Genomic DNA, 21,063 nt, shown 5'->3' with positions numbered 1-21,063 from the left:
TTTGAAAAAACACTCAAGAAACCTTCACCCGTCCTTATCAATCGATAAGGCACCATCCAACGTATTTATGAATTTCGAAGCTTTCTTATCGAACACCGAAACTCGTATTCACAGCCACCCTTGGGGACAGGTTCAGTTGATCAGTGGTGGGATTCTTGAAATGGAAGCAGAAGGCATACGCTTTCTCGCGCCGCCACATCTCGCTATTTGGGTGCCAGCTGGGGTCATGCACTGCAGCTACAACCGTAAGCCATTGGATTACTGCTCACTGAACATTGCTCATGAGTTAACTCAGCATCTGCCTGAGAAAACCAGCCTTATTAAGATCACCCCAATCGTGTCTTCGATTATCGATGACTTTCGCCAACGCGATATCAACGTTGCACAAAGCGAACAAGATCAAAGGCTTGTTCAGGTACTACTCGACCAACTTGCGCAGCGTGAAGTTGAACACCACTTCTTGCCTTCAACCGACAATAAGTACCTAGCGCCTATACTGGCTTCTGTGGAAGAAAACCCAACCGATGAAGTGACATTGAAAGATTGGGCTGAGCGTGTCCACACCACGGAAAGAACCCTTTCTCGCCACTGCCAGACGGAGCTTGGGATGAGCTTTACAGAATGGCGATTGCGAGTGCGCTACCTCTACTCAATGGACTTGTTGAGAAACGGCCAATCGGTTAAAGAGGTCGCTCTTACATTGGGTTACAACCAAGCAAGCCCTTTTATCACCATGTTCAAACGTTACGCGAACCAAACGCCAGAACAGTATAAGAATCGTTTGTTGTAACCCGAGCTGATCTCGCATGGCTAATATGACAAGATCCTCTGATATAGCTATCAAGTCGTCAAAGCCGCGCACCTGCTACCTAAAAGCGTACGCTTAATATCACACTAAATATAAATCGTATAAAGACGATACCGTAAGGTTTAACTATAAACCCCGTTTATAGCAAATGTAATCCCCACCAACTATTTAGACCAAAACTGAACCTATAGAATAGTGGAACACACTTATATGGACCGTTTTCATTAATGGCCAAGTCGACGGGTTCTGTTTGTTATTTTGGTTGCAACTCCCTTTTCTATTTCGAAACACACCAACTCTGTCCTGGAAACCCAATCAATTGTTAAATGAGTGATGACACGTTAAATGCGGATATGAATCGGGGCATCGAAAATCTACAAGTGAAATTGGTCTAAGTTAAACGAAATCCAAGACAATATTGAGTTTTGTGGCTGAGTTGAATGACAAGAAAGGTTCGGGCGCGACTTAATTACTAATTACGTGAACGCTCTAGCTTTTATTGCGGATGGTTCAAGTGTGGGCTTGTTGCATGTGTGCAATACGCCGAAAAATTCTCTCGAAACATCCTAAGGAATCTATAAAATGAAGATGACGCAAGTCGCTCTCAATGTTGTGGTTGCATGTGCCACTCTCTCCCCCTTTTGGGTCAATAGTGCTGGCTTAAGCATGTCTCAAATAGCGACAACCAAAAGCGTTGCAACAGCAGGGGCCGCCAACGTTACAAACAGTTCTGATTCTTCTGCAACAATCTCAAATGCTGCTGCACTTTCTGGCATTGAAGATCGATCGTATGTTTCGGGCGCTCAGTATATCAATGTATTCAACCAGTTCACTCGTGATGATTCAGGAGAGAGCACTGAAGCCTCAAAGGGATTAATCGCACCTCACGCTTCTTATGCTAAAAGAGTGAATAAGAAAGCGGTACTTGGAATTAGTCTTCATTCCGCGGGTGGCTTAGGTGCTGAATATAGCAATGGTGTCGGCGCCAATCCAATCAATGCCATTTCAGAGAACGCTATTGCTGTCGTCGATATTACAACTGGTGTTTCATATCAAGTTACAGACAAGCTCTCCCTTGGCGCTTCTTTGATTCTTCAATACATGAAAATAGACGTCGTTGGTGGCGTGAACACTCAATTGGAAGAACTTGCTACCGGTGACAGTGTTGCTCCTTCTTTTGCACTGAGCTCGTACTACACTTTGAGCGACAATACACACTTGGGTCTGCAATATCGCCATAAAACAGACCATGAAATTGATATTGAAACGTCGCTAGATGTGAATCCAACAGCGAATTTATCTTGGGTTACTAGTATCGACTTGGGGCTTAAGCATGCTCTTTCCAAACAAACCGATGTAATGGTTAACGCTAAGTTTGAAAACTGGGAAGATTATGACGACAAATATACATGGACCTATTCTGTAGGCGTTAGCGCAGCGCATAAGATGGATAAGTTTACGATTTATGGCGGCGCTAGCTACGACTCTTCTCCAGTGAACGAGAATGAGCGAGACGTACTACTGCCCGTTGACCAGCAATGGCGCATTGGGTTTGGTAGTGAGTATGAGCTTGAATCTGGCAACAAGTTAGGTTTAGCGTATCAATATCAAAATAATGGAACCGCGGATATCACAGCCGCCAACGTGACGCTCCAGCCAACAGGAAGTTATGAAGATAACCGTGTTCACTTTGTGACCCTTTCTTATCGTCACTGATTCGTTTAACAAGCCTAGATGCCGAGTTATACACTTTAAACTCACCCAGAACCAAAGCAGAAGAATATAAGAGTAGAGAGCAGAAGAAGGCTTTGGTTAATCACTAAAATGTGTCGATATTTGTCGGTGGTCGTGGATTTGAGCTATTCAGAGGCATGAACTATAAATCCTGTTTATAGTAAATGTAACCACCACCGACTATTTAGCCAGAAACTCAACCTATAGAATGGTGATACACACTTATGGACGCTTCTCACTAATTAGCCACAATGGATGGGCTGACTATAAGGTTCACTTATGCAAGCACCGAATAATTGTCACGTAATGGCCAAGCCGACCGGCTCTGTCTGTAACCTTGATTGCAGTTACTGTTTCTATCTTGAAAAACACCAACTCTATCCTGAACGTCAAACAAACTGGCGAATGAGTGATGACACACTAAGTTCCTATATAAAGCAGACCATTGAAGCTCAAAGCAACAACCATGTTCAATTTACTTGGCAGGGTGGTGAGCCAACAATGATGGGGCTCGCGTTTTTTGAAAAAGCCATGCAGTTATGTGAACAATACGGGAAGGGAAAAAAACTTGAACACACCTTTCAAACCAACGGCATTTTGCTAAACGATGCTTGGTGTGAGTTTTTCAAAAAGCATCACTTCTTAGTAGGTGTGTCTATTGATGGGCCACAAGACCTACACGATGCCTACCGAGTTACCCGCTCGGGTAAACAAACACATGCTCAAGTCATGCAAGGTATCGAATTGTTAAAAAAGCATGGTGTTGAGTTTAATACGCTTACCGTCGTCAATGGTGTAAATGTAAAACATCCAAAGCGGGTGTATCAGCATTTGAAAGAGATTGGTTCAACTTATATTCAGTTTATTCCGCTGGTCGAACGAACGAAGCAATCATGTTTTCAAACGGATTTAAAACTCGTCTTACCCGATGAACCTTTGGCGGAAGTGACATCATGGTCAGTGCCTTCGTTAGCCTATGGCGAATTTCTTTGTGATATTTTTGATATCTGGGTGCGAAAAGATGTGGGCTCAATTTTTGTGAATATGTTGGATAGTACGTTGAGTGCATGGTGCGGACAGCAGTCTGGAATGTGTCATTTTACTGAACGTTGTGGTCATGCTTTTGCTCTTGAGGCAAACGGGGACTTATACAATTGCGACCATTATGTATACCCTGAACATCGTTTGGGCAACATACATCATAAATCAATTTCTGAATGCAATAACAGCCAGCAAGCCATTGAGTTTGGATTACAAAAACAAACAACATTGACTCCTGACTGTAAAAAATGCCCATTTCAGTTTGCCTGCAATGGAGGGTGCCCCAAACATCGTTTTGAGCGCAGTTCAAGCGGACATCCAAGGCATAACTATTTTTGCCAAGGCTATAGAAAATTCTTCGCGTACAGCGCTCAATACATGAGAGAAATGCGTAGGCTATTATCTGTTGGTCGTTTTGCAGATGAAATCATGTGGGCATTGGCTTACCAAGATGTGAAGCTTACGACAGTGGCAAGCAAAAATTCAGTGACAATGGGTCGTAATCAATCATGTTCTTGTGGAAGTGGTATAAAATACAAGCATTGTTGCGGTGTAAGAAGGTAGACCATGGATTTTGATTTAAATTTGATAAAAGTATTTTTAGAGGTTTACCAATATCATTCTTATACCAAAGCGTCTGAAACTATAGGTATAACACAACCTGCGGTGAGCGCATCTATAAAGCGAATGGAACAAGAAATTGGCGAGCCCCTGTTTTATCGAGAAGGTCGGACGATGAAACCGACCGCGATGGCCATTCGTTTAGCCGCTCGATTTCGCGTTGGGTTTGATGAAATACAAAATGCCTTGAGTGAACGTTTTACTTATTCGGTTTATGTGAACGAGGCGCTGGCTTTGAATTTACCCGTTCTACCGTCAATGGTGATAGAACATACTCCATTAGATCAGGAAATATTGCTGCACCAACTAAAATCATTATCTGTCGATTTAGCAGTGGGTATATTTATGATAAAAGACCACTCTATAGTGACTGAGCCTTTGTTTAGTGAATCAACCGTTGTTGTGTGTCGTCGTGACCATCCAAGAATTCATGATCATATTTCACGGAATCAATTTTATGAAAAGGGGCATGTCGCACTAGCCACCCAATGGAAAGGAATGGATGGTTTTGAGCATATTCGCTTGGAAAGTCCGAAAAGTAGGAACATCCAGTGCAAGACCCATTCAATTTCAGCGATGCTGCTTGATGTCACCACCAGCGATAGAATTGCGATCGTACCTAGGCATCTTGCTCTCAATTGGCAGGAACGTCTAAATTTTCAAGTACTAGAAAACCCGATAGAACATAAGCCATTGGAATATTGTCTGGCTTACCATCGACGCTATCAAAAAACAGAAAACCACATAAAAGTTAGAGAAGCTATTCGAGCACACCTAAGATGCGTGAATTAGTACTATAAACCCCATTTATTGTTGATATAAACACCACGCTCTACCTGCATATCCCCCTTTTGAATAACCTTAGCACTGAAAAACTACATTGGTGCTGAGGCTGTTTTCTCTGTTCCCACGCCATTGAGTTTTACATCTCTGATCTATTTTGCTTCGCTAAATGACGGTGTACGGATGTCTTTAGCACAACAGGTAGGCCGGAGTTTATTCCTGTTCTCAAAGGTGTCCGAATGAAAAAGCTTAGTGCCATCATGATGTCTTGTTTTGCTGCGGGTTCTGTCGCACAAGAGGTATTACCGTTTCCTAGTCAACCATCAACCTCGGTGGCTAACCATATTCTTGCTGAATCTACCCATAACAAGCGACCTGTTTCCAACCATTTACCTGAAGATGCGCCCAATATCGTCATTGTGATGATCGATGATGTCGGCCCTGGCCAAACGTCGACCTACGGCGGTCCAATCAATACGCCTACGTTAGATGAAATCTCCGGTGAAGGTATTTCCTACAACCGTTTCCATTCGACAGCGATGTGTTCGCCTACGCGAGCTTCATTACTGACTGGTCGTAACCATCACCGAGTGGGTGCAGGGGTTATTGCAGAATACGCTAACGATTGGGATGGTTATGCAGGGGTTATCCCGAAAACCAGTGCCACCTTCCCAGAAGTGCTTAAAAACTATGGTTATTCAACCTCTGCTTTTGGCAAATGGCACAACACTCATCCGTTAGATTCCACTGTAGCGGGGCCTTTTGATAATTGGCCTACGGGTTACGGCTTTGAATATTTCTATGGGTTTGTTGGTGCAGGTGCATCGCAATATGAACCGACCATGGTGGAAAACACCACGTTTGTTGATCCAGAAAAAATCCACCGTGAAGGCTATCACATGAGTGAAGATCTGGCGGATCAAGCGATCAAATGGATGCGCCAACACAAGTCTTTGCAGCCTGACAAACCTTTCATGATGTACTGGTCTAGTGGTGCGGCACACGGCCCTCACCATGTAACCAAAGAATGGGCTGATAAGTACAAGGGTAAATTCGACGCTGGTTGGGATGAATACAGAAAAGACGTATACGAAAAAGCCAAGAAAATGGGCTGGATTCCTGAAAACGCGCAGTTAACACCAAGGCCAGAAAGCATGCCTGCGTGGGACGATGTGCCTGAAGATGAAAAAGCCTTCCAAGCCCGTTTGATGGAAGTGTACGCGGGCTTTATTGAACATACCGATGCTCAAGTGGGTCGTTTGGTTGATGAAATCGATGAGCTTGGCTACAAAGACAACACTGTCTTCTTCTACTTGTGGGGTGATAATGGCGCGTCATCGGAAGGACAAAATGGCACGCTTGCTGAATTGCTCGCTCAGAACGCCATTCCAACCACGACAAAGCAACAAATAGAAGCGATGAACAAGGTCGGTTCAATTGATGAATTAGGCGGTCCTAAATTCGAGAACATGGCGCATGCAGCATGGGCTTGGGCTGGAAGCTCACCTTATAAATCAACCAAGTTAGTTGCGGCTCATTTTGGTGGCACACGTCAACCACTCGCGGTGCGTTGGCCGGCGAAAATTGAACCCGATGCGACGCCACGTTCGCAATTTCACCACGTTAACGACATCGCGCCTACTATCTACGACATCCTAGACATTACACCACCTAAAGTGGTCAACGGTCATGTACAAGATGAAATCGATGGTAAAAGCATGACTTATTCGTTTGACGATGCGGATGCTAATGGGCAAAAGAAAACCCAATACTTTGAGATCTTAGGCAGTCGCGGTATCTATCATGATGGTTGGTTTGCGAGTGCGTTTGGTCCTAGAGCTCCTTGGGTTCAAGGTATGCCTGAAGGATTCAGAGAATGGAGCGCAGACACTGACCAATGGGAGCTTTACCACATTGATGAAGACTGGTCTCAAGCGGTTGACTTAGCAGAAAAGTACCCTAAAAAACTGGAAGAAATGAAGGCGATTTTCAAACAAGAAGCGCAGGATAACAAAGCATTCCCGATTGGTGGTTCATTATGGTCTACCGCAGCACACAGTCCACAAGATGCGCCAGAGAGTAAATATACGCAATGGACGTATCCTGATGAAATCACCAGAATCCCTGAAATAGCAGCGCCAAAAGTCGGCAACCGTTCTACGCTCGTTGAATTTGATGCGGTGGTTACCCCTGATACAAATGGTGTGCTCTACGCGGTCGGTGCATTCTCCGGTGGTATGACGGTGTACGTGAAAGACGGAAAGCTTAACTATGAGTACAACCTGTTTTTGATGGAACATACCCATATCCAATCTGAGAAAGTGTTGCCAAAAGGTGAGGTGACGATAGAGGTTGAATCTAAAGCTACTAAGCCGGGGCCGTTTACGCCTTTCGATATCACCATCAAGGTGAATGGCGAAACGTTCGCTTCTGGTGTGGTTCCAAAAACAGCGCCTTCGTTCTTCTCATTCAATGATGGGTTTGATATTGGCTCTGATTTAGGCTCGCCAGTATCACAAGCTTACTATGATGATATGCCGTTCAAATTTGACGGTAAAATCAAAGAAGTTCGTGTTAAGTACCTAGAACAATAATGTGTATGCCGTCTATTGATACCGATGACAATGGGTATTGATAGGCGGCTTCTTTCGTTCATTCCGGGCTCAGTGCTTAAGTGCGTAAGTATATAAGTGCATAAGTACTTAAGTGATTGGAATAGTCCCAATGGCTTTGACTTAGAGGCGGGATGATAAATTAGGAAATCGTATGAAGATTCATCCTACTACCTTGGTTTACGATGCGTATCCTTCGGTCTACAACATTCTAGAATCGACGTTGTTCATGTGGTTCATTGTGGTCGTCACATTGGGCATCCTTGTATGGACACTGAGCAAGCTATGGTATGTCCATTCTATTCCCAAACACCTTGCAAAAGAGCGTGGTTTGGCTCAGGCCAAGTTGATTTTTTGGTTGTGTATATTGGGCATGTTTTACAAACCTCTTTGGGTTATTGCGGTGCTCGCGATTGTGACGGACTGGGATAAATTACAACAGTGGATTAGAGGCGCTTCGTAATGAAAGAGATCATGCTCCCCTACATATTAGTGGTTTGGTTGTTATTCAAATTTAACGTGCTCAAACGAACCCCAAAGAATTACTTTGCGTCTGTTGTCATTGGCTTGCTGTTACTGGTGAGTTTGTTTGTTGGTCATCGTTTCTATTCGCCGATTGATTTGACCAACTCGACCACGGTTAAAGCACCTCATGCAGTACTCTCCCCAGCGCTAGGTCAACATATCGACAAAATATACGTTGACCATAATCGCGATGTAAAAAAAGGCGAAGTGCTTTACACTCTCAAAGATGATCTGATCTCTGCGTCGATTTCTGAGGTTGATTCTGGTCTGATTGAAATTGAAAGAACCATTGAAGCTCAAGAAGTGAAAGTGGCCCAAGCTAAGCGAAACCTGTCGCGCAATCAGAACCTAGAGCAGCATGTCAGCCTTAAAGAGTTAGAAGAAACTCAAGACAACGTTGAGTTTTTTATGGCTGAGTTGAACGTGTTACACGCCAAGAAAGATGGCTTGCTCGCCAAGAAACAAAGCTTGATGTTTGACCTTGATCGCCTTACGGTTCGAGCTCCGTTTGATGGCATGATCACTCATGTTTTTATTGCGGATGGGTCTCGAGTCGGCTCCCTGCATGTGTGGGATACATCGAAGAAATTTGTTGAAATGCGTATCCCTGATCAAGCGTTTGCCAATATCGAAAAAGGTCAGTTTAGCGAATTCTTTATTGATACCTTTCCAGGGCAAATTTTCCGGTCTCGTGTTCACAGTAAAGTAAAAGCAACCGGTGAAGCTCAAGGAAATTTACTACCACAAGAGCAGCGAGTTTCGACGCACATTCAAAGGGGGTCTCCAGCCATTGGCCGAACGGTTATTTTAGAAATTGATGAAGAAACGATGAAAAAAATACCGATTGGCGCCACAGGTTCAGCATGGATCAGTGCGTCTAAACCTTACCCTATACTCGGTTTTATAGACATCATTGGTGGGGCAACTTTACGTCTCGCGTCTGTTAAATCCTATTTATTGGCGATTTAATCTTTCCATTTGTTAACTTTGAATTGAGTGATGAAGCAGCATAAAGATGGATAGCTCTTTACGCTGCTTTGTTGATTAATACCCGGTTAACTCCATATAACCAGATCCGGAATGAGAACCCTTAATCACGATTGGCCCCTCCCAATAGGGAACCGACAGCGGCATTTTGGCATTTGGATCGAGTGCCGAGACGGTCAGTTCTATTTGCTGACTTGGAATCGAAACTTGCCATTCTGTTGGGTAGTCACGTCCATCGATTTCCGTTTGCTTGATGGCGGTTAAGCTGATGTTTTGTTGTTTAATTGTGATGCCGGAGCCATCTTGATTCATCAACCTCGCATGGGAATAACTGGCTTTGCCTGTTGTTGAGTTTCGAAGTTGAAACACCACCAAGCTGGTTTCATCACTCAGTCTTAGCGCAAACCAATCCCAACCTTGTTGCGAGTCGAGTAAAAACTGCGAGCTCCATTCTCTGTCTATCCAACCTTTACCGGAAACCTGATGTGTGACGCCATCAATGGTTACGTTGCCCGACACATTAATGAATGGTTGGCTGTAGTAATAGGAAGCCACTTTGCCATCGCCACTTTTGATGCTGTAACCTTGCTCGCCTTGTTTTTGATAAGGCGCGTTGTTGGTTAACTTGAGTGAGTATCCAAATTGTTCGGAGCTAGCGTTCAATGTGGCTGGGAACAGGTCATCGGTAGTCGACGTCCATTGCCAATCATCAAGGTAAACTCGAAAGGGTGAAGAATCGACACCCGCGAGTTCGTCTTGTCCGCGAGACCACTTTTCATCGGCGTAGTGTTTGTCTTTGTTCGTGACTGCACTGTGTGCCATGTAGATTTGTTGACTTTGCCACGTAGTTTTCTTAGTACCATTGCCACTGTCCTGCGGTGCAGCCGCAAAGCGAAACTGTGTCCATTGCACGCCGAGAGCATTGCCATTCTCATCGATAAGGTTAGCGGTTAAATACCACCATTCATGACGAAAACTTGGGTGTGCTTGGTGATCGGCAGGGAAGGTGATGTCGATACCTTTTACTACCGGAGAAAATTGCGCTTTATCGATTGCCGTTTCATTCTCGGTTTGTGTTTCAGTACCGAGTATCGAACCCATATTTTGAGCTGATGGTTGAGTAGACTCGTCGCACCCTAAAAGGAGCAAGATGCCAAGTGTGAGAAGGAAAACTCTTATTGGTCGATTCATCACAACACCTCGCTCTGTAAGCTGGATACCACGGGTTTGCTGACCAAACGCCACAGTGGAATCAAGGTCGCAAACACAGCAACTAAAATGGTGATGGCTGCGATGCTGAGTGCGTCACTCCAATTCCATACGTAATTTAAACTCCAACCAAAGGCGCGCAGGGTGACAATGTCCGTCAATACATAACCGACCATAGCGCCGAGTGGTAAGGCGATAATCAGAATAAAGGTGACCAGAACTACGATTTGCCCGATTACCATCGCCATCAATTTTTGCTGGCTAACGCCGAGCGCATACAACCTTGCAATAGCGGCTTTGCGTGCATCGAGCAACATGAAACAGGCGCAGAACAACCCAATCACCGCGACCATTAATGTGACGCCATTAAGCGCCCGAGTGATGGCAAAGGTTTGTGAGAAGATATCCAAAGCGATCGATTTGATCTGTGCTTGATCGTAAAGCTGGCTAGGGTGCAAATTGAGTTGTTGGCGTAGCTGTTCATATACCACTTGTGGGTCGCCAGAGACTTTGATCCCTAAGCTAGTGGGTAGGTCAGTAAAGCCGCTTTCAAGCCATAAATCAGGTGCAAGCAACACTTCACCATTCGGTGAGCCGTAATCGTGGAAAATCGCCCCGACGACGAGTGTTTTGTCTTGGATCGCATCGAGCTTGAGTAGGCTTTGTAGGGACAAGCCTAGCTTCACCGCAGTCGGTTCGCTGATCGCCACCACCTCACCTTGGTAAAAGCGCTGCCAGAAGTCATCAACGCGGGACTGGAACACCATGGTTTGTTCGAGTGTGTCTTTGTCTTTAGTGCCTAGCAAAGTCGGTAAGCCCTGCAAGTTATCATCGACGTAGTATTGCTTGTAGACGGTTTCAACGTTCTTAAATTGCTCTAACGCACGCTCCACATTTGCTATTTCACCTTGGGCAGGGCTAACGTAAATATCGGCATGTAAGCGCTGTTCAAGCCATTGTTTTAACGTGGATTCAAAGCTACCAACTAAGGTATTCATCCCTACATTGGCGGTAACCGCGAGAAGCAACGCCATCATGGCAAGGGAAAGAGGGGAGATAAGTTCACGTAGCTCAGCAAATAGGTATTGTATTAATCCCGATTGGGTGCGCTTTTCGCTCCAATTTGCTAACACGCTAAGCGTTTTGGGTAGATACAAGGGAATCGACACCACTAACACACCGAGCCAGGCCATAGTGAAGCGGTGATGTTCGCTCAACCATAACCCTGCTAACGCTAGAATGGTTAACGCCGTACCGACAACAAACAACTGATTCTCGTTAGACGTTTCCGGCGCTTGATAGAAACCACCATGGGAAGAGAGTGGTTGTCGCACTCGCTGTTTAAAGTGTTGCCAACACGCGATAAGCGTTGCGGCCAACGTGAGTAGCAATGCCTGCACTAACCATTGCCACTGCCATGTGCCGGGAAGCAGTGTTGCACCATAAAGTTGCTCAAGCGTTATTGCGACGGTTGGATGCAGCCAATGGCTGAGTTGAATACCGAGAATGAATCCAAGCGAAGCGCCCAGTGTGACTAAAAGGATCAGCTCGACTAACAGAGCTGAAAACACGATGCTTGGCGCAACCCCGGCTTGCTGAATTTGTACTAACAGCCGATTTCGTTTGAGCAAACTGTATTTCACACCGTTGTAAGCGATGAATAATCCAACCAAAAACGCCAACAAACTCATGGCGGTGAGATTGAGGTGAAAGCTATCGGTAATTGAACCGAGATTCGTGCTTTGGTTGTTGGAAATCCATTGCCCTTGATCACCGATGAGGCTTTGCCACTTATCCTGAGTATTGCTGTTAGTGTCGCTCTTAGTATCGCTCTTAGTATTAAAAACAGCGATGTAGCTCAGTTGCCCTTGTTTGTTAAGCAGTTGCTGAGCGAACCCAATGTCCATCAACATTCGGCTACCCAGTTGCCATTCATCTGGCAATACCACAACTTGGGTGACTATTTCATCGAGAGTAAGTGTGTCTACGTCGCCAAAGCTTTGATGTTGCGATTGGCTCATCATCACGATGGGCTTGCCAGCTAAAAGTTGAGGAAGCGGTAATGCGCTGTCGAACAAGGATATGTTTTGACTGTCTTCTGACGTTCTATCGTTTTCGGCTGGCTTGTCGCTAGAATAGCGAGATCTTGAGGTGAGAGCGGCGATCAACTCACTGCCTTGTACCGACCAACGTTGGCCTTGTTCGTCTCTCACTCGTCCTTCAATCACGGGCAGTGCTGCGCTTAATCCATTCTGTCTTAACTTGAAGTAGAGCGATTCTGATAAATAGTTTTGCCCTGCTGGTGGAATGATAAGGTTCTGCGCTTGGGCGCTAAGTTGTTCGGTCGACTCTGCATAACTGCGCTTGGCATTGAGGTTAATGGCTTGCACCGCGACAAACAAGGTCACCGCCAGAACAATGCCGATTAGAATCGCCGCAGCTTGTAGCGGTGATTGACGATAGTGCGCCGCGAACAGATTTAGAGTCAGTTTGATATGGGTGAACTTGGTGTTCGCAAACCTAGCTTGCTTCATAGGGCTGCTCACTGTTTTGCGACTGAGCCTTTTTTAAATCTACGTTCTTTAAACAACCATCATCTAAAACCAATTTTGTCTGCATAAAGCTGGCGCATTCCGGGCTGTGCGTAACCAAAAGCACGGCAGTGTTACCTTGTGTCGTGATTTCACTCAGCAGTTTCATTACTTCGATGCCTGCTCTGTGGTCTAGGTTGCCTGTGGGTTCGTCTGCAAGCAGCAGTTTCGGTTTATGAGCTAGTGCACGTGCGATTGCCACTCGTTGTTGTTGTCCGCCAGAGAGCGCGGATACGTGTCTTTCGAGTAGCTCGCTGATGCTCAATGCATCAACTAAATAATCGCACCAGTCACTCCATTTTTGTTGATTTAAATGGAGAGGGAAGGCGATGTTTTGTTTTACGTTGAGTGGGGTTAACAAGTTGAACTGTTGAAATACAACGCCTAGTTTTTGATGGCGGAATCGGCTCCACTTTGGATCTTTCCAGTCTGATGTGTTCTCGTCATCGAGCCACAACGTTCCACTGGATAGAGGTTCGAACCCCGCAATTACGTTCAGCAGCGTACTTTTTCCGCTGCCACTCGCCCCTGTCAAAGCAACACTTGCCCCTGTCGCTAAAGCGAAGTCGACATCTTGCAACACGTGATGGGTATCTTTGCCATCAACAAAGCTTTTGCTGGCATGTGTGAGTGTGACAATTGGGCTTTCCATTTCCTCTCCTTATAACCAAAACTAACCATCAAAAGGTGTCGTTACTTGTGGCAATTACCGAAATGGTAAGCTCTATAAAATTTTAGACAACAATTTGAAAAAGAAAGCGATTTATATCGAATTATTAATAACTTGTACTTCGAAAGATGGGAAATAGATCAGTGTGAGGAGGAATACCGATGTTCGCGGAAGCTTTGAGTCACCTCGGAGGCTTTTGGATTTTTCGTTAGATGGCTCGTGACCACGTTTTAAGTGCAATGAATCATGCTTTAACGTATTAAAGGTTTTCTTCATGGAGATGAGGTAGGTTAGTACGTTTCCTTAGCTGTTTTCTGTCTCTTTACGAGTTATGGGTATAGTTAGGTATTTTGCTGGCAGCCGAAATTCCCCACAAATAATGCTAATGTGATAACTATTAATTTGGTGGCTCTAGAGAGCGATATTTTCATAAATGTGTTCATGTTTTACATTTTACTTGGTTGAGACAAGTGAACTGGTATTTCGACACGGTGTTATCGGTACTACAATAAAACGTAGTAAATTGATTTGTAAATGGAAAGCGGCAGGAACTCAATGACTCGAGATGGTTTTTCTAATGAACTAAAAAGGCTTCGTGAAGAGCAAGGCTTGTCACAAGAAGAGTTAGCAACCTTGCTTGCTCATTCCCATCGAGCTTTTGAGGGAGTGAATCAAGTAATGATAAGCAAATGGGAAAGGGGAGAAACCAAAACGAGTTTACTGAGACGTTTGGGCATTGCCAATTATTTTGCCCAAGTGTATGAGTTTGATGCAAAAGAAGTAGACGTAATTTCACCTTCAGTTAAGTTGGGTGAAATTCCAGTGAATCAAGATATATCCTATAGTTACGCAATCGACAATGTCGTTAGCTACACAGTCAAATCGATTCCTAGCGAGTTATGGACTGATATACTATCGCTTCACTCAAAACTCTATTCGTTAGACTTTTTGAAATTTTATAACGCTGACCACCTCTCAGTTGATAACCTCGTCATTCTCAGCTTTTACTGCAAAGGGTTAATTGTGGGTCATATCGTTTATGACGATCAGACGGATATGCTGTTAAGTGTTGGCTCGATCAGCTTATCGATTAGAAAACAGATACTTCAATATATCGCTGATGATTTAAAAAAGCCTTCATTCGTTATTCCAGTCCACGACCCCGCGATGGCACAATTTTTATACGATTTGTACTTGACGCCTAAGCGTTCTATGTTTGGTTTGTTTCTTTTTAGGGTTGATCCACTGCCGCTCGTCAATAATCCTTTTTATCAAAATATGTCGGCCGACCGTGATCAGTCGTTTAAGTATTTTAGCTACTATAGCCAAAAGATGAAAAAGAAAAGTATCGAGTTCACTGTGTAATTTGCCAATTAATCGCGCGATATACCATTTGTGTTTATTTAACGGACAAACAGTATAGAGCTTGATGTTGTTTCCTTGTAAATTGCTCTTCTAGACTTTTTATTCATTTAGCAACAGGCAATTTCAATGTTCAAAAATCACACTAATTTACTGTTATCTTTACCATTATTTTTTTTACCACTTGCTGCACTTGCCTCTGATTGTTCAGAAAAAGTGGGCTGTGATAAAAAGGCATGTGAAATTCAGCACAAAATGGAGATCGCAAAAATTAATGGACACACAGAGAAACTTAATGGATTGAGTGATGCGTTAGAGCAAGTGAATGCGTACTGTAGCAACGATGATCTTAAAGACGAGCTATCAGAAAAGATTGAAGACTCTCAAGATGAAATTCTAGAGTATCGTTCAGACCTTAGTGAAGCCGTAACTTATCAAGAAGAAGATAAAATAGTTAAATACAAAACAAAGATCGAAGAAGAACAGCGTAAAATTGAACATTTTGAAAAGGAATTGTCACTACTTCCATAGCATTTCTGGTAATGGATGTCCGTGTACAACGTAATAATCAGTGTTCTATGTTCGTGTGGATAAATAATAAATAATAAATAATAAATAGAAGCTAGGTGGCTCTAAAGAAGAGGGATTCAAACGTTATTTTGAATCCCTCTTCTTTAATTACATTGATTTCTATGGGACACCTCTAGTAGTTCACTAAATTTCACCACGCTTATGCAGATAGACCATATTTTTCCATACGAACGATATCAAATCTAACTCTATTCGTAATAAGGTAGTGTCCAAAATCTTCATAGGCTGAATTTTATACGTGACACTTTCTAGCTCGAAAGTGCCCCAATATAAGCTTAATTAATAACACTGTGGCTTTCATTATCACAATTTTGGCCGACTTTTTCTAATACGAGCCTTATGAATTACGGTGTAAGCTCAAACCAGCCCATAACCCAGAAATAAGAGGCGATTGCTAACCTCTTATTCGGTAAAACGGGTGATTTTAATTAAAGTAACTTGGTTACACTCGATTGATTAGTACTATCGTTAACTTGATATCCCAAAGCTCGAATTTGCTCTCGGATTGTGTCTGCTTCATCATATCGCCCCTGTTCTTTCAAACATTGACGTTGTTCAGCGAGCTGTTGAACTTGTTTGGGGATTGTTAACTGTTCAACCTTATCAAGGTTAAGGCCAAATACTTGATCAAAATAAAGTAGTGTCGCTTTTTTATTGGCAGGCTCTATGGAACTATCAGTGACCTCCCATAATAAGGCGAGTGCTTGCGGCATATTTAAATCGCGGTTGATACGTGCAAGAAATTCAGCTTTGAACTGGTTGTCAACGTTACCACCGTCAGGCATATCAGTGATTTTCTTTCTTAATCTACGCAGTGCCTTTTGTGCGCCATTCAACCCTTCCCAAGTAAAACTGAGCTGGCTACGATAGTGACTGGTTAAGGTTAAATAACGATAAGCTAAAGGATCATAACCTTTGTCGATTAGGCTTTCTAAACGCAGTGTAGAACCCGACTTAGATATTTTCTCATTGTTAATATTTAAGAAGTAACCATGCAACCAAAAGTTTGCTTGTACATGTCCGTTTTTAGCTTGGCATTGTGCAATTTCATTGGTGTGGTGTATAGGAATGTGATCTTCACCACCGATATGTATATCGAAGGTTTCTCCCAAGTACTTCTCTGCCATCGCTGAACATTCAATATGCCACCCTGGGAAGCCATTTCCCCATGGACTTGTCCACTCCATTTGCCGTTTCTGTTCGCCAGTGAATTTCCATAGTGCAAAATCTGTAGGATGCTTTTTCTCCGCCATATCAACGCGAATGCCAGCTTCCAAACCTTCCATATCTAATCGCGCAAGCTTTCCGTAGTCGGGTAACTTCTCTGTATCAAAATAAATACCATCACTGGTTTGATAGGTATAGCCTTTAGCTTCGAGTGACTGAATAAACGAAATCTGCTCTTGAATATGATCAGTTGCTCGGCAAGTGATAGAAGGTTTGAGAATGTTAAGCCTTTCAAGATCAGTAAAAAATGCGTCTTCAAAAAAAGTAGCAATATCCCAAGCTGATTTTTCTTGTTTGCGTGCACCTTTCTCCATCTTGTCTTCTCCAGTGTCACCATCTGATACTAGATGTCCGACATCGGTTATGTTCATGACATGATTAACTTGATACCCATTGATCTGTAGTACGCGTTTTAGGACGTCAACGAACAAATAGGTACGTAGATTACCGACATGTGCATAGTCATAAACGGTTGGGCCACATGCATAAAGGCCAACCTTACGGGGTTGAATCGTATAAAACGGACTCAGTGTTCTATTAAGGGTATTAAAGAGCTGGAGTGTCGGTTGGGTCATAAATCATATCCTTATAAATACAAAAAGGCCGTGGATGAAAACATCAACGGCCTAGGTAATAGTGCGATAGGTTTGCTACGTAATAGCTACACGAAAACGGCCGTAAATAAGGTATTTACAGCAACAACATAGAGTTTGAGTGGAAGTAGTTATTGGCGTCATTTTTTTAAATTAAAATAGATGATTAACAAAAGCAATACATTTATTCGATGATTATGTTGAGCATCATCGTTGGTAGTAATGGACGTCACCTGCGCTATCAAAACAGGGGCGTTAAACTTAGCTACTTCCCATACTATTAGTTATCCATGAATTGCTAATTTAGCTGAAGCTATAGCTCATTTATGTCCAAAAACATCACAACCTGAATTTTCACGCGTGGCATTTTCTAGCTCGAAAATGCCCCAAAGTGAGCCAGAGAGGGATTGAACTCAGTTTCAAACCCTGCAACTTGCCTTACTTTTCCTCATACCTAGAGATCCAACAACGTAGTTAAATTTTCTAATCCATAACAGACTGACCTTCAATCACAGTTACGTACGAATATGTTGCTCACTATTTCTAGGCTGTTGAATAGTAGAAAACAAAGGGAAGTTTTTGATTGATAAAGTGCCTTGAATCGGAAGCAATATGTGCTCGCACGCTTTTTAATTTAAAATTAGATATAAACTGAATTATATGCATACTTTTCAGTTGGTTAGAGAGAGTGCTTGCGATATGCTGAATACATCAATTCGTGCTGGCACGATATTAAAATGTTATATTTTTTTGGAGTAAGAAGTTCATATGTTTGAAATAGCGATGAAGATTTTGTTGGCTAGTTCATTTCTTGTTTTTGGCCTGTCGCTTACAGCTGGTCCTCTAATAATATCAAGATACAAACTTCATAAAACCAGTTGGTTGAGTCATTTCGATAATTTTCTGATTATCTTTGACAAAAAGGTCGCTCTTTCGGATACGGGGAAAGCAGTTCAGAAAAAAGTGCGTTTGGTGTTTTTCTCCTCTCTTTTAGTCTTCACTTCTTTAGTGGCTTTTTTGCTTTCTATTAAATAATCTTTCTGGGTTAAAACGGGATTAACTTAACATAAAATATAACAAAACAATCAAGGTGATGCGTTTTACTCGGCATTTTTGGTATGGATTTCGGTGTGCTTTGTTGGTTCATTGGGGCACACCTTATTGTGGGCGTTAGCTTAAACATGGAAGTGAGCATGAAAATATTTAGTTTTTTATTTAATACAAACCAAAGTGAAATCGGATATGTAGTGAAATCATATCTATTGCATGCTTGTGTGACTTTTCCTTTAGTATTCGCTGCGTCATACGTTTGGGGTTCTGAACTTGTTGCTCCGGATGATAGACAGGAATCGTCATTATTGTTTTTGATTATTCTAGCTCCGGCTGTCGAAACGCTTCTAATGGTTCCAATATTAAAGCTTATACAAATGTTTAATTTTGAAGTAGTGATGACTTCAGTAATTAGCGCGCTGACATGGGCCGCAGCACATACTTTTAACAGCGTGCTAAACGGATTTGGCGTACTTTTCTTGTTTTTTATTCTTTCAATATCCTATTTAATTTGGCGTCAAAAATCATTTAAATCGGCATTTGGGGTTACATTTGGCATTCATGCCTTAAATAATGCAGTGGTGTTTTTAAGCTAACAAGAGACTATGGCGTCAATAGTTAATTTTTGGCGCTACCTTTATCCCACATTACGCCGTCTCTGATCATTGAATTAAGTATTACAACCATCTTTCTCATGCAGGCAACGATTGCGACTTTTTTTGGTTTACCTGCCGCAAGTAATTTAAGGTTTCGAGATACTTTGTCTGATCTTGTATAAACAATTTAGAGGTATAGATCTAAATCGTTTATGTCCATGAGCTTGCTAGCCCAGCGATGAACGAATGGCTAAAAGCAGCCAACGAAAAGCTCTACAACGCTCTGACATACGGTAATTGCAGCTCTTGCTTAGTTAAGACTTACTGAAATTGCTTCATCAAACGTTGTAATGCTTTTATTCGATCAACCAATACGCCCGTGCGTTCGATTGATGTTTGAGAGGTCGCTGAGGTTTCGTTTGCTAGTGCTTTGATGTTTGAAACGTTACGATTTACTTCCTGAGTTACTATCGCTTGTTGGTCAACCGCTGTGGCGATTTGCATGCTACTGTCTGAAACCATGTTTAGCTTATCAGAAATAGCTTGTAAGACATTACCACTCTCATTTGCTTGCTCTTTGCATCGAACTGACAACTCACCACCTTTCTCCATTGAATTAACGGCACGGTTTGCTGTTTGCTGAAGCTGTGCAATCATAAAGTGAATTTCATTTGCAGACTCGCCTGTTATCGATGCTAGGTTCCGTACCTCATCGGCAACAACTGCGAAACCACGACCAGCTTCACCAGCACGGGCAGCCTCAATTGCAGCATTTAGAGCAAGAAGATTGGTTTGCTCTGAAATAGTTGTGATTAGTTTAAGAATCGTTTCAATTTGTTGGCTGTCTTGTGCAAGTTGGGTGATGATAGAACGAGTCTGTGCAAGTTCATGGGTTAATGAGTTGATCTCATTAATTGTGCTCTTGATACTTCGAAGTCCTTCTTTTGATTCATTATCTGCTTCCTCAGCTAGTTTGGAAGCATTAGCCGCTGATTTGGCCACATCATCAATCGAATGGCTAAGTTCTTCAATAGCAGTAGCTACTTGTTCAGTTTCATGGCATTGGCGGTCGAGGCTTTGTCCTACGGATTGAATGGTGCCGAACTCGTCTTCAGCAGAAAGTAGGATATCACCTGAAGTTTCTGTTGCTCTGGCACAGACCGCGCGAAGTTCAGCACTTTTCATCATTAGTGCTAATTCAAGGCGCGAGTAATCATCAAAGTGATCTGTGTAAAGCATTTCCATCAGGGGGTTGTCATAGATCGACTTTGCCAACTCTTTAGCGATGTTGAAGCGGTATCTCTGTATAAACACCAGTGACATTAAAGTCGCACTGATAAGCGCTATCGCTAAGGCAATAATGGTCGGTTGTATCGTCGCTGATGCTATAGAAATAAGAGCGAGAATGGTACTAAAGGCAGCTGCAATATTGTGAAATGCGACTCTTGGCTTAACTTTATATGCGCCAATATTTATTTTTTGATAGAGCTTGGTTGCTCGATCGGTCTGCGCTTCGGTAGGCTTAGTTCGAACAGATTGATACTCAATTGTGGAGCCATCTACACCTTTGATAGGGGTGACGAAAGCAGATACCCAATAGTGCTTTTCTCCCTTACATTGATTTTTTACTAGTCCCATCCAGCTTTTGCCAGATTGAAGATAGTCCCACATCTGTCTAAATGCCGCTTTTGGCATATCTTTGTGGCGTACCAAATTGTGAGGGTTGGCAATCAGTTCTTCTTCACCATATCCAGATATATCGCAAAACTCCTGGTTAGCATAAGTTATGTAGCTTTTAGGATCGGTGGTTGATATTAAATTTGCTGATTCTGGATAGTCATTGTTGAGCTGTTTGTCGTTCACTATTAACTAGTCTCTCTATTTCTTATATCTAGAACATCTGCGTCATCGGAATATATGTCTTTACCATTTGATGCTTGCTATATTCATAATCTATAAGAATTTATGTTACGTTATACATAAGTGTTTGAAATATGATGTAGATCAAATAGTAGACTTATTTATAAAAAGCTTAATGAATCACTGTAGTGGTCAACTAAAAT

General features: G+C 42.8%; 16 protein-coding genes and 1 pseudogene. 11 read left to right on the top strand and 6 right to left on the bottom strand.

What is annotated here, in order from left to right; genetic code table 11:
- The first annotated feature begins 1 nt into the window (after window position 1).
- The 7 genes from BCU75_RS20835 to BCU75_RS20805 all read left to right on the top strand — a co-directional run bounded on the left by BCU75_RS20835 (window position 2) and on the right by BCU75_RS20805 (window position 9,093).
- On the top strand, window positions 2-790 hold the full coding sequence (locus BCU75_RS20835; RefSeq protein WP_102474959.1) for an AraC family transcriptional regulator: 789 nt from the start codon (window positions 2-4) through the stop codon (window positions 788-790).
- Between the two features lie 600 nt (window positions 791-1,390).
- A complete protein-coding gene (locus BCU75_RS20830) occupies window positions 1,391-2,524 on the top strand; it encodes an OmpP1/FadL family transporter (protein WP_102474958.1) in 1,134 nt (377 codons plus the stop codon).
- Between the two features lie 297 nt (window positions 2,525-2,821).
- A complete protein-coding gene (locus BCU75_RS20825; protein WP_102474957.1) occupies window positions 2,822-4,147 on the top strand; it encodes an anaerobic sulfatase maturase in 1,326 nt (441 codons plus the stop codon).
- 3 nt (window positions 4,148-4,150) lie between these two features.
- The gene (locus BCU75_RS20820; RefSeq protein ID WP_102474956.1) at window positions 4,151-4,996 is read left to right on the top strand and encodes a LysR family transcriptional regulator; all 846 of its coding nucleotides are present in this window, start codon (window positions 4,151-4,153) and stop codon (window positions 4,994-4,996) included.
- A gap of 230 nt (window positions 4,997-5,226) precedes the next feature.
- Window positions 5,227-7,581 carry an arylsulfatase gene (locus BCU75_RS20815; protein WP_102474955.1) on the top strand — a complete coding sequence of 785 codons (2,355 nt, stop codon included), beginning with the start codon at window positions 5,227-5,229 and terminating at the stop codon, window positions 7,579-7,581.
- A 172-nt stretch (window positions 7,582-7,753) separates the two neighbouring features.
- Window positions 7,754-8,062, top strand: a complete 309-nt coding sequence (locus BCU75_RS20810) for an Mg2+ and Co2+ transporter (RefSeq protein WP_102474954.1) — start codon at window positions 7,754-7,756, stop codon at window positions 8,060-8,062.
- Window positions 8,062-9,093, top strand: coding sequence for an HlyD family secretion protein (locus BCU75_RS20805; protein ID WP_102466961.1), 1,032 nt, complete (start codon window positions 8,062-8,064; stop codon window positions 9,091-9,093). The genes BCU75_RS20810 and BCU75_RS20805 overlap by 1 nt, the downstream gene beginning before the upstream one ends.
- A 75-nt stretch (window positions 9,094-9,168) precedes the next feature.
- On the opposite strand, the gene BCU75_RS20800 is transcribed toward BCU75_RS20805, so the two are convergent.
- From BCU75_RS20800 to BCU75_RS20790, 3 genes are read right to left on the bottom strand one after another with little or no spacing between them, the layout of a single operon-like run.
- Complete coding sequence (locus BCU75_RS20800; protein WP_102474953.1) at window positions 9,169-10,302, bottom strand: lipocalin-like domain-containing protein; 1,134 nt, start codon at window positions 10,300-10,302, stop codon at window positions 9,169-9,171.
- On the bottom strand, window positions 10,302-12,854 hold the full coding sequence (locus BCU75_RS20795) for an ABC transporter permease (protein WP_102474952.1): 2,553 nt from the start codon (window positions 12,852-12,854) through the stop codon (window positions 10,302-10,304). The genes BCU75_RS20800 and BCU75_RS20795 overlap by 1 nt, the downstream gene beginning before the upstream one ends.
- Window positions 12,841-13,563, bottom strand: coding sequence for an ABC transporter ATP-binding protein (locus BCU75_RS20790; RefSeq protein WP_102474951.1), 723 nt, complete (start codon window positions 13,561-13,563; stop codon window positions 12,841-12,843). Before BCU75_RS20790 ends, BCU75_RS20795 begins: the two co-directional genes overlap by 14 nt.
- Window positions 13,564-14,136: 573 nt before the next feature.
- Between BCU75_RS20790 and BCU75_RS20785 the strand changes: the two genes are divergently transcribed.
- A complete protein-coding gene (locus BCU75_RS20785; RefSeq protein ID WP_157933919.1) occupies window positions 14,137-14,946 on the top strand; it encodes a helix-turn-helix transcriptional regulator in 810 nt (269 codons plus the stop codon).
- A 126-nt stretch (window positions 14,947-15,072) separates the two neighbouring features.
- Window positions 15,073-15,474 carry a DUF1090 domain-containing protein gene (locus tag BCU75_RS20780; protein WP_102474949.1) on the top strand — a complete coding sequence of 134 codons (402 nt, stop codon included), beginning with the start codon at window positions 15,073-15,075 and terminating at the stop codon, window positions 15,472-15,474.
- 488 nt (window positions 15,475-15,962) lie between these two features.
- On the opposite strand, the gene cysS is transcribed toward BCU75_RS20780, so the two are convergent.
- Window positions 15,963-17,336 (bottom strand): cysteine--tRNA ligase, encoded by a 1,374-nt coding sequence (gene cysS / locus BCU75_RS20775; RefSeq protein ID WP_102474948.1) that lies wholly within the window; start codon window positions 17,334-17,336, stop codon window positions 15,963-15,965.
- Window positions 17,337-18,122: 786 nt separating this feature from the next.
- On the opposite strand from cysS, the gene BCU75_RS20770 reads away from it, so the two are divergent.
- Entirely contained in the window at window positions 18,123-18,389 is a 267-nt protein-coding gene (locus BCU75_RS20770) for a hypothetical protein (RefSeq protein ID WP_076675182.1), read from the top strand.
- A 158-nt stretch (window positions 18,390-18,547) separates the two neighbouring features.
- Window positions 18,548-19,000: a hypothetical protein gene (locus BCU75_RS20765; protein WP_076675364.1), complete on the top strand. Its 453-nt coding sequence runs from the start codon at window positions 18,548-18,550 to the stop codon at window positions 18,998-19,000.
- A gap of 22 nt (window positions 19,001-19,022) precedes the next feature.
- On the opposite strand, the pseudogene BCU75_RS20760 reads toward BCU75_RS20765, so the two are convergent.
- A pseudogene (locus BCU75_RS20760) lies at window positions 19,023-19,148 on the bottom strand (IS110 family transposase); the annotation flags it as partial.
- Between the two features lie 173 nt (window positions 19,149-19,321).
- Window positions 19,322-20,863: a methyl-accepting chemotaxis protein gene (locus BCU75_RS20755; protein ID WP_076673997.1), complete on the bottom strand. Its 1,542-nt coding sequence runs from the start codon at window positions 20,861-20,863 to the stop codon at window positions 19,322-19,324.
- Window positions 20,864-21,063 lie beyond the last annotated feature (200 nt).

The sequence above is a fragment of the Vibrio splendidus genome (assembly GCF_002873455.1).
Taxonomy (GTDB): domain Bacteria; phylum Pseudomonadota; class Gammaproteobacteria; order Enterobacterales; family Vibrionaceae; genus Vibrio; species Vibrio splendidus_J.
This window is presented reverse-complemented; position numbering and strand designations above follow the sequence as displayed.